Here is a 14096-nt window from a genome sequence, read left to right on the forward strand (position 1 = left end):
GCCGTTTATCCATTGTTTTGCGTCGTGGGTGCTTCTGTCACCGGAACTTTCCGGCGCGCCTTACAGGAGGTTACATGTATACCGCTTTGGTTGTGGATGACCATCCCTTCATTCGCTCGTCCGTCAAAATGCTGCTGCGCCAAGTTCAGTTTGAAGTCGTGGCCGAAGCCGATAACGGCGCAGATGCGGTGCAATTGGCGCGTGAGCATGTTCCCGACCTGATCATTCTCGACATCGGCATGCCCAGGCTCGACGGCCTTGAGGTGCTCAACCGCATGGCATCCCTGCGCCTGCAGAGCAAGATCCTCGTGTTCACTTCGCAGTCGGCGCTGTTTTATTCCATGCGCTGCATGAAAGCCGGTGCGGCCGGGTTCATCTCCAAGACCAACGACATGGAGGAGGTGACCAAGGCGATCAAGGCCGTGATGGACGGCTACACCTTTTTCCCCAACCTGGCCAACAGCTCGGTACGTCGCAGTGACCTCGAGGCCACGGATCACGAGTTGATCCAGAATCTCTCCGACCGCGAACTGACCATCTTGCAACAGCTGTCCCAGGGGCTGACCAATAAGGAAATCGGTGACGCCATGCTGATCAGCAACAAGACGGTGAGCACGTACAAGACCCGTCTTATCGAAAAGCTCAACGTCAAATCGGTGGTGTACCTGGCCGACTTTGCCAAGCGCAACAACCTCATCTGAATGAATACACTTCTTCGACATGGCTTGCTGGGCCTGCTGTTGCTCGGCGTCCTGGGCAATGCCCTGGCAGCGCCGCAAATGCTCAAGCTGCACGGGCGTTCCGACGTCAGCGACTACAGCGTGGGCCTGGACGAAGCCGACTGGAGCTGGCTGCGCGGCAAGGGCACGCTGGTGCTCGGCTCTTCGGCGCCGGACTACTCGCCGTTCAGCATCACCAGTAACCGTCATGACTACGAAGGCATCACGGCTGACTACGCGCAGTTGATGGAGCAATTGCTGCACGTGAAAGTTCGGGTGCAACGGTATGCCTCACGCAATGAGGTGCTGGCGGCGCTCAAGGCGGGCGACGTCGATATGCTCGGCAGCTCCAACGGCTTCGAGGCAGCCGATCCGGAACTTCAACTCTCCGAGGCCTATGCCGAAGACCAGCCGACCCTGGTCAGCCGTGTCGGCGACAGCCAGAACCTCGATCCGGAACTGGCCGGCAAGCGCGTGGCGATGCTCTATCACTATCTGCCGCCCAAGGCTGTCGAAGCCTTTTACCCAAAGGCCAGCTTGCAGCTTTACCCCTCCACCCTCAGCGCCATCGGCGCCGTGGCGTTCGGGCAGGCCGACGTGTACCTGGGCGATGCGATCAGTGCCAACTACCTGATCAACCGCAACTACCTGAACAACGTGCAGTTGGCTGACTTCTCGCGCATGGAAGTCAGCAATTTTTCGTTTTCGGTCAAGCGCGACAACACGCGCCTGCTGCGGATTATCAATGCGTCACTGGCGGCGATCCCGGTCACCGAGCGCCAGACCATTCTGCGCCGCTGGAGCGCCGGCGGCGCGAGCATACCCGGTCAGCATCCGTTGCATTTCAGCGTCAGTGAGCAGCGCTGGCTGGACAGGAATCCGCGGTTGCGGGTAGCAATTGATGAAGACTTCCTGCCGATGTCGTTCTACAGCGACGAGGGTGAATTTCGTGGCATCAGCGCCGATGTCCTGGCCAAGGTAGCCCTGCGCACGGGCTTGAAGTTCGATATCCAACGGGTGAGTTCGGTGCGCGAGATGATCGACGCCATCACCAGCAACAAGGCAGACCTGCTGATCACCATCACTCCCAGCGAGGAGCGCGAAGCAGTCCTGCGCTTTACCCGCCCGTACCTGGCCACGCCCTTTGTACTGGTCAGTCGCACCACGGCAGGCAGCCCCAATACTCTGGACGACATGCACGGCAAGCGCCTGGCGGTGATCAGCGGTGACTCCAGCCGCGACATGCTCACCGAGCAATACCCGGACATCCGCCTGGTGGATGCCGACAGCGCCCACGACGCCATGCAGAAAGTCGCCAATGGCGAGGCCGATGCGGCGGTCAATTCGCTGATCACCGCCCGCTACATGATTTCCCGGCAATATCGCGATCGCTTGCGTATCACCAGCACCGTGGGCGTTACCAACTCGCGCATGGCCTTTGCCACGGCCCGCGGCTCGCTGGAGCTGTTCTCGATCCTGGACAAGGCGCTGCTCAGCATCGCCCCGGAGGAAATGGACGAGCTGACCAACCGCTGGCGCAGCGAAGTGGTGGTGGGCGACAGCTATTGGCTGCGCAACCGCAGCGCAATCATCCAGGGTTTTGTGATTGCCGCCGTGTTGCTGGTGATTGCCGTGGGCTGGATCGCCTACCTGCGGATGTTGATGCGCAAGCGCAAACAGGCCGAGCAAGCGTTGAGTGACCAGGTTGAATTCATGCGCGTATTGATCAACGGCACCCCGCACCCGATCTACGTGCGTGATCGCGAGGGCAAGCTGCTGATCTGCAACAGTGGCTACCTGGAAGTGTTCGCGGTGGAGCGCGAGCAGGTGATCGGCAAGACCGTCCTGGACGGTGTGCTCGGCGACCCGGACGAAGCCGCCGCGTATCACCGTGACTACCTGCGGGTGATGGACAGCGGCGAAGCACAGTTGCAGGATCGCAGCCTGAGCATGCCCGATGGCCGAGTGTTGACTATCTATCACTGGATGCTGCCGTACCGCAGCAGCACCGGCGACGTCAGCGGCATGATCGCCGGCTGGATCGATATCAGCGAACGCCAGCGGCTGCTGGAAGACGTTAACGCCGCCAACCGCGCCAAGACCACTTTCCTGGCAAACATGAGCCATGAAATCCGCACACCGATGAACGCGGTGATCGGCATGCTCGAACTGGCGACGAAGAAGGCTGACCAAGGCGTGATGGATCGCTTTGCGATTGATGTGGCTTCCGGCGCGGCGCGCGGCTTGCTGGACCTGATCGGCGACATCCTCGACATTGCCCGCATCGAATCCGGGCGATTGTCGTTGAATCCGGAGCGCGCCAACCTGCGTGAGCTGCTGGAGTCGGTGGTGCGCATTTTCGAAGGCCTGGCGCGGCAGAAACAGCTGCAATTGCAGTTGGACCTCGATGCCGGCGTCAATGGTGATGTGCTGATCGACCCGCTGCGCTTCAAGCAGATCGTGTCCAACCTGCTGAGCAACGCCATCAAGTTCACCGCCCAGGGCCACGTGCGCCTGAGTGTTCGAACGCAGATGAGCAAGGAGCAACTGGGGGTCAGGCTGCAGGTGGAGGACTCCGGCATGGGCATTGGCGAAGAGGACCAGAAACGCCTGTTCAGCCCCTTTACCCAAGCCGGCAACAATGACCAGTCGGCCCGCAGCGGCTCCGGCCTGGGCCTGGTCATCAGCCGCACACTCTGCGAAATGATGGGCGGGCGCCTGACCCTCGACAGCACCTTGGGCCAAGGCACGCGCATCGACGTGCGGCTGGACCTGACCACCCTGGAGCCGTTGACCGATATTGTTCCGGTCGAGGACGAACCGGCCCTCACGAACCACGCGTTGAACATCCTGGTGATTGATGATTACCCGGCCAACCGTCAGTTACTCACCCAGCAACTCAACTACCTGGGGCACCGGGTCGAGGATGCCGAGGATGGCGCCCACGGGTTGCGCGCCTGGCGCAACGGCCAGTTCGATGTGGTGATTACTGACTGCAATATGCCGCTGATGAACGGCTACGAACTGGCCCGGGCGATCCGCGCCGAAGAGACTGCCCGTGGCTCGCCGCCCAGCCTGATCCTGGGCTTTACCGCCAATGCGCAGCCGGAAGAGAAGGGTCGCTGCCTGGCAGCCGGTATGGACGACTGCCTGTTCAAACCCATCAGCCTCAAGGACTTGAGTGCACGCCTGGCAGGCCTCGCAACCGAGCAGGGGGACGCCGCCGGGTTTTCGGCGGATGACGATATCGACCTGACCAGCGTTGAACACCTGGCCGGTGGCGACATTGACTCGATCAAAAGCCTGCTGGGCGACCTGGCCGCCAGCAATGAGCAGGACATGGCGCGCCTGATGCAGCTGTTTACCCGTCACGACCTGCAAGGCCTGGCGGACATCGCGCATCGGGTCAAGGGTGGCGCGCGGATTATCAAGGCCCAGCGGCTGATTCGCTGCTGTGAAGACCTGGAGGCCGCCTGCAATGGGCTGGACTCGGCGCAGCTGACCGAAGCCGTGGATGCGCTGCATCAACAGATGGAGCGGCTCGAAGAGCGATTGGAGCGCTACCTGGCTTGAGTCATCACTAGGAAATTTCCTACAAGAACGCGGCACCATTCATACGTAATCAACCCCTCCCAACTCCGATACTGAGCCTCGTTGAACGGCCCCGCCGACCAAGCGGACCGGGCCCTGCAACCTGATTGAAGCCCTCACTGGGCTTCGAACTTTCCTCATTATCTGGATTACGTTATGAACAAGTTTGCGCTCAAAGGTCTGTTTGCCGCTGTCATCCTCGCCGCTGGTTCCCAGGCTGCCATGGCTGCTGACGGTGAAATCAACTTCGTCGGTTCCGTAACCGACAACACTTGCCCGGTGGTCGTGACTGACCTGAACGGTTCGGCCGGTGCCGGCGATGTAGGCCTGGGCGACGTACCTGCCACCTCCCTGGCTACCGTCGGCGCTGTTGCCGGTGGCGGCGCGTTCAGCCTGACCATCGACACCACTGCCCCTGGTTGCAGCGTCACCGGCAAGAGCGCCGTGGTCAAATTCCTGTCCCTGAGCGGCACCGCCGGCGCCAGCGGCCAGTGGATCGGCATCACTCCGGACGCCGGTCACGCCACCAACGTTGCAGTACAGATCAAGGACGCCACCGACAAGGACGTGCAACTGGGCCTGGAGTCGGCTCCTTACCTGGACCTGACCCAACCGCTGCGCTTCACCGCCAACTACATCGCTACCGGCATTGCGACCTCCGGCCCGGCCAACGCCAAGGCTGCGTTCACCGTCGAGTACCAGTAAGCCCTGTTGATGCGCCGCTGCAGCGCTGATGCGCGCGGCGGCCATCCCCTCGCTCACGGCAAGAGGATGATCGAAATGAACGTTTCCCCCTTCAAGCAAGCATCGGCCCTGGCGCTGTTGCTCAGTGCTGTACTGCTCAGCACGGCCAGCCAGGCCGGTGTGATGCTCGGCGGCACACGGATCGTGTTCGACGGCAACAAACGCGACGCGGCGATCACCGTCAGCAACACCACGGCGCAGCCGTACATGGTGCAGACCTGGGTCAACACCGAAGCCGATGACATGACCACCGCCACGCCCTTTGTGTCGACGCCGCCGCTGTTCCGCCTGGACCCGCGCAAAGAGCAAATGGTGCGCATCCAGAAAGTCGCCGGCAACCTGCCGACCGACCGTGAATCGGTGTTCTATTTCAACGCCCAGGAAATCCCGGTGGCCAGCGAAGGCAACGCCAATACGCTGAAGATCGCCATGCGCACCCGCGTCAAATTGTTCTATCGCCCGGCCGGTCTCAAGGGCAATGCGATCGAAGCACCGTCGCAGCTGACCTGGGCCCTCGCGCAGGAGCAGGGCAGGGCAGTGCTGGTGGTCAACAACCCGTCGCCGTTCCATATTTCGTTCATTGGCGTCACCGCCAAGTCTGCCGGCCAGAGCGTCGAGGTCAACGAGCCGACGATGGTCGCGCCGCTGAGCAGCCAGCGTTATCCGCTGCCGGGCTTCAAAGGCACTACCGGCGAAGTGGTGTTCTCGGCCATCAATGATTACGGCGGCTACAGCGAGCCGCAAACCGTGCCACTGAACCGCTGATTCCTTTTCTTCCTGTAGACGTTTGCGCGTGCCACGGCTGTGGCGCGGCGGCCGGGTATTGCCATGCGAATCGATAACTCCTTCAGCTTTAGTCGTTTGCCTTTATGGGTAGCGGTGGCGGCCGCCTGTGCCGGTGAATTGGCCGTGGCCGGTGAGCCTGCCAAGTTCGATGCCGGCTTCATGCAGTCGTTTGGCGGCGCCGGTGCCGGGCCCAACCTCGACCTGGATGCGGTGGCCAACAGCGGCAGCATCGGTCCTGGTACCTACCCGGTGCTGATTCGCCTGAACCAGAGCTTTTTCGACCGGCGTGACATGACCTTCATCAAGGATGAGCAGGGTGGTGACGTGCGTGTATGCCTGTCCGAAGCCTTTCTCAAGGAGCTCGGGGTTAAGCTGGATGCGTTCAAGGTGCCCGGCGAAACACTGCCCGCGTGCATAGACCTGGCTGCTCTGATCGAAGGCGCCTCGGTGACCTTCAACGCCAACTACCTGGCTTTGGATATCAGCGTGCCGCAGATCGCCTTGAGCCGGGATGCGGCCGGCTACGTGGCACCGTCGGAATGGGACCGCGGCATCAATGCCGCGATGCTCAACTACCAGTTTTCCGCCGCGCAGACCAACAGCGACGCCCGGGGCACCGGCAATCAGTACAACCTGTATGCCACCGGTGGTTTCAACCTCGGCGACTGGCGTTTTCGCTCCAGCTCCTCGTTCCGCCAGGGCGATGAAGGTGGCCGCCAATGGCAGCGCAGCAATACCTACGCGCAACGGGACATCACGCCGCTGAAAGCCACGCTGACGATGGGCGAGAGCTTCACCCCTGGCGATGTGTTCGACAGCGTGCCGTTTCGCGGTGTGCAACTGGCCTCGGACATGGGCATGTTGCCGGACTCGATGCAGGGCTACGCCCCGGTGATCCGTGGCATCGCCGAAACCCAGGCCAAGGTCGAAGTGCGCCAGAACGGCTACTCGCTGTACACCACTTACGTGGCGCCGGGTGCGTTTGAAATCAACGACCTCAACGCCGCCTCGGGCAGCGGCGACCTGGAAGTGATCATCACCGAAGCCGATGGTCGCGAGCGCCGTTTCACCCAGCCGTACGCAACCCTGGCCAACATGCTGCGGGAAAACACCTGGCGCTACAGCGCGACAGTGGGCGAATACAACTCGGCCAACGGCGGTGAGCGGCCTCTGTTTACCCAGGCGTCCCTGGCCTACGGCTTGCCGTTCGACCTGACCCTGTACGGCGGCTTTCTGGGGGCTGATTTTTACCGTGCCGGTGTGGTTGGCGTGGGCAAGAGCCTGGGCAGCATCGGCGCCGTCTCGGTTGACGTCACCCAGGCGCAGACCGACGTGCCCAAGGCCGTCACCACCCAAGGCGACAGCAAAAAAGGCCAGAGCATCGGCCTGCGCTACGGCAAGGCCTTTGAAAGCGGCACCTCGGTGCGCTTCGCCGGTTATCGCTATTCCACCGAAGGCTATCGCGACTTCAGCGAAGCCGTGGATTTGCAGCAACCCAACGACTACAGCCAGTTCTCCAAGCGCAGCAAGGTCGAGACCAGCGTCAACCAGGCCCTGGACAACTATGGCTCGCTGTACTTGAACCTGAGCAAGCAGAACTACTGGGGCACGTCCCGGGAAGACAAGCAGATGCAGCTGGGTTTCAACACCCAGTACAAGGGCGTGACCTATGGCGTGTACGCCAGCAAGACCCTGACAGACGACTTCGGCTCCAACAACCAGGTGGTCTTCACTGTGTCCATGCCCCTGGGACAAACCCGCAGTACCGGTACGTTCAGCGTCACCCGCAACAATGACGGCAGCCTGGATCAACGGGCCGGCCTCAGTGGTCGCGATGGCAACCTGAACTACAACGTCAACGCCAACCGCGTGGAAAACACCGGCAACAACGGCTCGGCACTGCTGGGCTACCGCGCACCGTTTGCCCAGTTGGGCGCCGGTGTGAGCGTCGGCTCGGGCTACCGGCAGACCTCGGTCAGCGCGGCGGGCTCGGTGCTGGCCCATGGCGATGGTGTGGAGTTCGGCCAGACCCTGGGTGAAACCGTGGCGCTGGTGGAGGTCAAGGACACGCCGAAGGTCGGCCTGCTGAATGCCCCGGGCACCCTGACCAACGACCGCGGATATACCCTGGTGCCATACGTCACGCCGTATCGCAAGAACCGCGTGGCCGTGGACACCAGCGAACTGGACACCAGCGTCGACATCGCCGAAGGCGTGACCAACGTGGTGCCGCGTCGCGGTGCGGTGGTCAAGGCGGTATTCGCCGCCAGCCGTTCGGAAAAAATACTGCTCAACGTCCGCCTGCAGGACGGCTCGCTCTTGCCTTTCGGCACCACCGTGCAGGACGACCAGGGCGCCAGTGTCGGCGTGGTCGGCCAGGCAGGGCAGGTGCTGCTGTCGGCGGGCAAAGGCGTCACCTACACCATGAAGTGGGGTGGCAAGGCCGCGCAGCAGTGTGAAATCAATTTGGATATCAGCAGCACGCCAGCCACCGATGGTTATCGGGTGATGGACGCTGTGTGCGTAGGAGTTCGTCCATGAAACCGATAAACAAGTGGAAAAAACGCGTGCTGTTGAGCGCGCTGGCGGTGGCACCGTTTGCCCTTTCAGAGATGGCGTTGGCCGACTGTGGGGCAACCAGCGCGACCCAGAGCGTGCACCCCATCGGGGATGTGTACATTCCTCAGGATGCGCCGGTGGGCTCAACCATCGGGCTGGTCAAGTACACCCGCTTCCCGATCATCAACTGCACGACGACGGTACCGTTTTCGATCCAGGCCAACATGCTCGGTGCCAAGTTACCCGCGGTCACCGCGGCCATTGGCGCGGTGCAAGGCAGCCAACTGTACGCGACGAACATACCGGGGATCGGGGTAGGAGTGGTCAACGAAAGCCGCCCCAGCTTTCTGTGCCGGACCTCCGGCAACTGGTACTTCCCGCTGACGTACGCCAGCTGTAATACCGGTGGTTTCGCCTCCAATACCAATAACAGCCTGATCCTGATCAAAACCGGACCGATCCCGGCAGGCGTCAATGATTTCGGCAACCTGCAGGTGTACACCGTCACGATCAACAACAACGGTACGCCGTTCGACTGGATCGACGGTCGCCTGACCGGCAGCGTGACCGTGGCCGGCTGCAGCATGCCCGAAGGCGTGGGCAGCATCATCGACGTTCCGTTGAACAACTGGGAAAAGCGCGTGTTCAACGGTCCCGGCAGCGTCACGCCAACCGAAAGTTTCAATATCCCGCTGAATAACTGCATTGCCGGGACGTACGCGGGGAATCCGACCTGGAACTACTTCCAGGGCAACACCGCCAACATCCGCCTGGATGGCGCCAAGGGATCGGTGATTGTCGATGCCGGCCAGGGAATCCTGGGGCTCAACTCCGAAGCCACCGCCAGCGGCGTGGCGGTACAGGTGCTCAAGCAGGACGGAACCGTGCTGCCGCTGGGCGTCGATGTACCGATCATGCCAGTCCAGGACGGCACCACCAACCTGCAGTTCGGTGCCCGCTACATCCAGACCGCCGGCGACGCCTCCGGGCCGCAGCCCGGTATTGCCAACGCCACCGCGAATTTCACCATCACCTACAAATAGGAACGATCCCATGCAACGTTTTACCCGTCGCTTCATGGCCGCTTGCGTACTGTCCACCGTGGTTGCCAGTGGTACCACCGTGGTTGCCAGCGGTGCCACCGTGACCAACGATCACCCGACCATCCGCGCCATGTCCGGTGCCGAGCCAATCCAGCAATTGCCGGCTGCCAAGACCGCGTTGATCGTGATCGACTTCCAGAACGAATACTTCACCGGACGCATGCCGATCCCGGACGGCGCCAGCGCCCTGGCGAAAGCCCGCGAGCTGATCAGCTATGCCGACAGCCACAAGATCCCGGTCTACCACGTGCAGCACGTGTCGCCGGCCGGCGCTGCGGTGTTTGCCATTGATGGCGAGACCGTAAAGTTCCACAAGGCCATGCAGCCACGCCCTCAGGATCACGTGGTGCAGAAGAACACCGTAAGCGTGTTCGCCAGCACCGACCTGGCCACACAACTGAGCAAGGCCGGGATCAACACGCTGATCATCAGCGGCCTGATGACCCACGCCTGTGTCGCCGGTGCCGCCCGTGATGCCGCGCCTCTGGGCTTCAACGTGATTGTCGCATCCGATGCCTCCGCCACCCGCGCGATCACCCGTGTCAATGGCCAGGGCGTCGACAAGGACGCCTTGCATCAAGCGGCACTGGCCGAAGTCGAGGACACCTTCGGCGACGTGATGACCACCGCGCAGATCATCAAGCTGCCTGTGCGCTGAATCGCTGCGACCCGCCCGGCGTATGACCCGGGCGGCCTTATTCCTTTCAGATGAGCCGACTGCAATGACGAGTCTTCCGATACGTGTGCTGGTACTTGAGGACCATCCTTTCCAACGTGCCGTGGCGGTGAGCATGCTGCGCCAACTGGGCTGTCACGAGGTCTATGAGGCCGCGGATGGTGTGCAGGCGCTGACGGTGCTGCAACAGGTGGGCAGGGTGGATGTTGCCCTGTGCGACTTGTGCATGGAGGGTATGGATGGCCTGGAGTTTCTTCAGCAGGTGGGGCACTCGGGTCTGGTCGGCTCCGTGATTATCAGCAGCTCATTGTCGGCGGATGTACGCCGCACTGTGCAGCAGATCGTTTCGTTGCTGGGCCTTGAAATGCTCGGTGACGTCGGCAAGCCGTTGCAGGCACACAGCCTGGAGCACCTGCTGAAAAAACGCTCCAGTGGCCCCGGCACTGCGCTGCCCAAGGCCGCGCCGGTACGCGTGGCCAGCGATGAAGAAGTGCGCTGGGCGCTCAACGAACAGCAACTGCAAGCCTGGTATCAGCCCAAGGTCGACATGCACACCGATGACGTCTGCGGCGTGGAGGTATTGACCCGCTGGGTGCACCCGCTGCGCGGCATCCTGTCGCCGGCGGTGTTCATGCCGGTGCTGGAACGCTGCGACTTGCTCGATACGCTGCTGTTCATGCAGATGAACCAGGCCTTGAGCCTGCAGCGGCTGGCGAAAAATAGCGGGCTCCCGCTTGATCTGTCGTTCAACCTGCACACCAGCCAGTTGGCCAACAGCAACCTGATCGCCGTTATCAAAGGCATCCTCTCCCTGCACGGTACGGCACCTGCCAGCCTGACCTTTGAACTGACTGAAAGCGGCCTGCTGGAAGCCCCTGCGACCAGCCTGGAAACCCTGGTGCGCCTGCGCATGATGGGCTGCAAGTTGTCCATCGACGATTTCGGCGCCGGCTTCTCATCGTTGCAGCGCCTGTGCCAACTGCCGTTCAACGAGATCAAGCTCGACGGTGAGTTTATCCGCACGTTGCTCCATGAACCGCGCTGCCAGGCGATCGTGAGCAGCACCCTGGCACTGGGGGAAACCCTGGGTATGTCGGTGGTGGTGGAGGGTATCGAAACCGAGGCGCAGCGCGAGGCACTGCTGACGATGGGATGTACGCAAGGGCAGGGCTACCTGTTCGCGCGGCCGATGAGTGATGTGGATCTGCTGCGCTGGTTGCCGGCGGCGTTCGAAGTTCATCGACGGTCGTGAGCATCACCGTGGCGGTCATTACGGGGACTAAAACCCTCCACACCCTGGCCTCGATGCCACGATATGGAGGGTTCCAGACATCACAATCGAATCACTTCAAGCCGTCAGCTCACACCCCTTCCACCAATTTCCCGCCATGCATACGGCGTTTATAGGCACTGTCGCGACTCGCCAACCAGAAATACAACGGCGACGTCACCACCAACCCCACCACCCAGGACAGATCCGCGCCGTTGATGTGCTCGGAAATCGGCCCTACATACAGCGGCGTGTTCATGAACGGAATCTGCACCGCGATCCCGACCGCGTAGGCCAGCAGCGCCTGGGGGTTGTAGCGTCCGTAAATCCCGCCATCGACGCGGAAGATCGAGGCGATGTCGTATTGACCTTTGTGAATCGCGTAGAAGTCGATCAGGTTGATCGCCGTCCACGGCACCAGCACCACGAGCAGCACCAGCACCATGTCGACGAAGTGGCCGATGAAGTCCTTGGAGGCGAACACGGCGGCAATCGCGCAGGCGGCGAGCACCAGGATGGAGATTACCGCGCGGCTTTTGGCCGTGGGGATCCAGCGGTAGGCGAAGGTCTGGACCAGGGTGATGATCGACAGCACGGCGCCGTAGAGGTTGAGGGCGTTGTGGCTGATCACGCTGAGCAAGAACAGCACGAGCATCAGCGGGCCGATGACGCCGGTGGCGAGTTTGACCGCGTCCATGGTGTCCATGCCCACCGGGGTGGCGAGGACGGCGACGGCGCCGAAGATGAACGACAGGCTGGAGCCCAGGGCGGAGCCGAGGTAGGTGGTCCAGAAGGTCGAGGCCACCGGCACGTCGGCCGGCAAGTAGCGCGAGTAGTCCGACACGTAGGGCGCGAAGGCGATCTGCCACAGCGCTGCGAGGGACACGGTAGCCAGCCAGCCGGAAATGTTGAAGCTGCCGCGTGTCAGGAAGTCGGTGGTCTGCACATGCGTGAAGATGTAGCCGAAGCCCAGCACGATGCCGGCGCCGAGCACCCAAGTGCCGATGCGGTTGAGCACATGGATGAAGCGGTAGCCGATGATGCCGATGATCCCGGAGCCAATGGCGCCGATCACGATGCCCACCGGCACGGGCACGGCATCGACCACGCCGTGCAGGGATTTACCCGCGAGCACGATGTTGGAGGCGAAGAAGCCGATGTACATAACGCCGGCTATCACCACCACCAGCAGCGCGCCGAGGGAGCCGAACTGCGCGCGGCTCTGGATCATTTGCGGGATGCCCATTTGCGGGCCTTGGGCTGAGTGCAGCGCCATCAGCACGCCGCCGACCAGGTGGCCGACGAGGATAGCGACGATGCCCCAGATCAGGTTGAGGTGGAACAGTTGCACACCCAGCGCACCGGTGACGATCGGCAACGGCGCGATGTTGCCGCCGAACCACAGGGTGAACAGGTCTCTTACCTTTCCGTGGCGATCTTCCGGGGGCACGTATCCAATCGTGTGTTTTTCGATAAGCGGGGCGGAGGATGTTGCAGTGGTAACCATGACGAGCTCCAAGGCAAGGTGAGTACGTGGACGTACTTCGCTGTGCGCCGCCTGCGCGGCGCTTTGTTGTTGGAGTGATCATCTGCAATGGGCGCAGGGAGGTAAATTAGTAAGTTTGTTGCTATAGACCTTAAAAAATATCGCTCGCGCTTTGACGCGCTCCGGTATGTTGCCTACACCTGTTTTGCGGGCGAAGTCCCACGTTTCTGGAGGTCCCGATGGCTGCCTACAACTTGCGCCAACTCAGATATTTTGTCACCACGGCCGAGTGCGGCAGCGTCGCCGAAGCGTCGCGCAAGCTGTATATCGCGCAGCCGTCGGTGTCCACTGCGATCAAGCAGCTCGAAGACAGCTTTGGTGTGCAGTTGTTTATCCGCCATCACGCCCAGGGCGTGTCACTCACCCCCAGCGGCGCGCGCTTCTATCGCAAGGCCCTGGAGCTGCTGCGGGTGGCCCATGAGTTCGAACAGAACGCCCTGGCCGACAATGACGTGGTCGCGGGGCAGATCGATATCGGCTGTTTTGAAACGGTGGCACCGCTGTACTTGCCGCGTTTGATCGCCGGTTTCAAGGCGCGCTGGCCGGGGGTGGAAATCCGCATCCGTGACGGCGAGCAGCAAGAACTGGTACAGGCGCTGACGGCGGGCAGTATCGATGTGGCGATGCTCTTCGAACATGACCTGGGCGCGACCATCGAGACCACGCCGCTGATGCCGCCGCAGCAGCCGTACGCGTTGCTGCCGGCGGATCACCGCTTTGCGCAGCAGGCCAAGGTATCCCTGGCGGATTTGGTGCTGGAGCCGATGATCTTGTTGGACGTGCTGCCGAGCCGCACGTACTTCGTGAGCATCTTTGAAGAGCGCGGGCTGACGCCGAATATCGTGTTCAGCTCGCCGTCGATCGAGATGGTGCGGGGCATGGTGGGACGGGGCTTTGGCTTTTCGATTCTGGTGACCAAGCCATTTACCGAGTACACCTATGATGGGCAGAAAGTCGCGTGCGTACCGCTGGCGGAGACGGTGACCGGGTCGGGGTTGTCGGCGGTGTGGTTGCGCCGGGCGCCGCTGACCAAGCCGGTGCAGTTGTTTGTGGATTACTGCCGCGAAGAACTGGCGCGCTTGCTGGGGTGAATCTGCACGGT

The 14096-nt window shown here is 61.9% G+C and carries 10 protein-coding genes; 9 read left to right on the forward strand and 1 reads right to left on the reverse strand.

Annotated features, from left to right (window positions below; genetic code table 11):
• Positions 1-74 precede the first annotated feature (74 nt).
• The 8 genes from QMX97_RS15065 (at position 75) to QMX97_RS15100 (ending at position 11430) form a co-directional block, all read left to right on the forward strand.
• The gene (locus QMX97_RS15065; protein ID WP_106803530.1) at positions 75-701 is read left to right on the forward strand and encodes a response regulator transcription factor; all 627 of its coding nucleotides are present in this window, start codon (positions 75-77) and stop codon (positions 699-701) included.
• Entirely contained in the window at positions 702-4292 is a 3591-nt protein-coding gene (locus QMX97_RS15070) for a transporter substrate-binding domain-containing protein (RefSeq protein WP_282397162.1), read from the forward strand. It abuts the gene before it with no gap.
• Positions 4293-4466: 174 nt separating this feature from the next.
• Positions 4467-5015: a fimbrial protein gene (locus QMX97_RS15075; protein WP_201145044.1), complete on the forward strand. Its 549-nt coding sequence runs from the start codon at positions 4467-4469 to the stop codon at positions 5013-5015.
• 75 nt (positions 5016-5090) lie between these two features.
• Positions 5091-5819: a molecular chaperone gene (locus QMX97_RS15080; protein ID WP_348775369.1), complete on the forward strand. Its 729-nt coding sequence runs from the start codon at positions 5091-5093 to the stop codon at positions 5817-5819.
• Positions 5820-5882: 63 nt separating this feature from the next.
• On the forward strand, positions 5883-8381 hold the full coding sequence (locus QMX97_RS15085) for a fimbria/pilus outer membrane usher protein (protein ID WP_282397163.1): 2499 nt from the start codon (positions 5883-5885) through the stop codon (positions 8379-8381).
• Positions 8378-9442 carry a fimbrial protein gene (locus QMX97_RS15090; RefSeq protein ID WP_106803534.1) on the forward strand — a complete coding sequence of 355 codons (1065 nt, stop codon included), beginning with the start codon at positions 8378-8380 and terminating at the stop codon, positions 9440-9442. The genes QMX97_RS15085 and QMX97_RS15090 overlap by 4 nt, the downstream gene beginning before the upstream one ends.
• Before the next feature lie 34 nt (positions 9443-9476).
• Positions 9477-10160 (forward strand): isochorismatase family protein, encoded by a 684-nt coding sequence (locus tag QMX97_RS15095; RefSeq protein ID WP_242485977.1) that lies wholly within the window; start codon positions 9477-9479, stop codon positions 10158-10160.
• 64 nt (positions 10161-10224) lie between these two features.
• Positions 10225-11430, forward strand: coding sequence for an EAL domain-containing response regulator (locus QMX97_RS15100; protein ID WP_282397164.1), 1206 nt, complete (start codon positions 10225-10227; stop codon positions 11428-11430).
• Positions 11431-11539: 109 nt separating this feature from the next.
• Here the strand turns inward: QMX97_RS15100 and QMX97_RS15105 are convergent, their stop codons facing one another.
• The gene (locus QMX97_RS15105; RefSeq protein WP_282397165.1) at positions 11540-12955 is read right to left on the reverse strand and encodes a cytosine permease; all 1416 of its coding nucleotides are present in this window, start codon (positions 12953-12955) and stop codon (positions 11540-11542) included.
• A 218-nt stretch (positions 12956-13173) separates the two neighbouring features.
• Between QMX97_RS15105 and QMX97_RS15110 the strand changes: the two genes are divergently transcribed.
• On the forward strand, positions 13174-14085 hold the full coding sequence (locus QMX97_RS15110; protein WP_065907639.1) for a LysR substrate-binding domain-containing protein: 912 nt from the start codon (positions 13174-13176) through the stop codon (positions 14083-14085).
• The last annotated feature ends 11 nt before the right edge of the window (positions 14086-14096 follow it).

Source organism: Pseudomonas sp. PS01298, assembly GCF_029959745.1.
In the GTDB taxonomy this organism is placed as follows: Bacteria; Pseudomonadota; Gammaproteobacteria; order Pseudomonadales; family Pseudomonadaceae; genus Aquipseudomonas; species Aquipseudomonas aylmerensis.

Bases quoted from the DNA above. Each gene is read 5' to 3' on its own strand.
- QMX97_RS15085 (WP_282397163.1), top strand. From the start codon at position 5,883: ATGCGAATCGATAACTCCTTCAGCTTTAGTCGTTTGCCTTTATGGGTA.
- QMX97_RS15090 (WP_106803534.1), top strand. From the start codon at position 8,378: ATGAAACCGATAAACAAGTGGAAAAAACGCGTGCTGTTGAGCGCGCTG.
- QMX97_RS15095 (WP_242485977.1), top strand. From the start codon at position 9,477: ATGGCCGCTTGCGTACTGTCCACCGTGGTTGCCAGTGGTACCACCGTG.
- QMX97_RS15065 (WP_106803530.1), top strand. From the start codon at position 75: ATGTATACCGCTTTGGTTGTGGATGACCATCCCTTCATTCGCTCGTCC.
- QMX97_RS15110 (WP_065907639.1), top strand. From the start codon at position 13,174: ATGGCTGCCTACAACTTGCGCCAACTCAGATATTTTGTCACCACGGCC.
- QMX97_RS15070 (WP_282397162.1), top strand. From the start codon at position 702: ATGAATACACTTCTTCGACATGGCTTGCTGGGCCTGCTGTTGCTCGGC.
- QMX97_RS15105 (WP_282397165.1), bottom strand. From the start codon at position 12,955: ATGGTTACCACTGCAACATCCTCCGCCCCGCTTATCGAAAAACACACG.
- QMX97_RS15100 (WP_282397164.1), top strand. From the start codon at position 10,225: ATGACGAGTCTTCCGATACGTGTGCTGGTACTTGAGGACCATCCTTTC.
- QMX97_RS15080 (WP_348775369.1), top strand. From the start codon at position 5,091: ATGAACGTTTCCCCCTTCAAGCAAGCATCGGCCCTGGCGCTGTTGCTC.
- QMX97_RS15075 (WP_201145044.1), top strand. From the start codon at position 4,467: ATGAACAAGTTTGCGCTCAAAGGTCTGTTTGCCGCTGTCATCCTCGCC.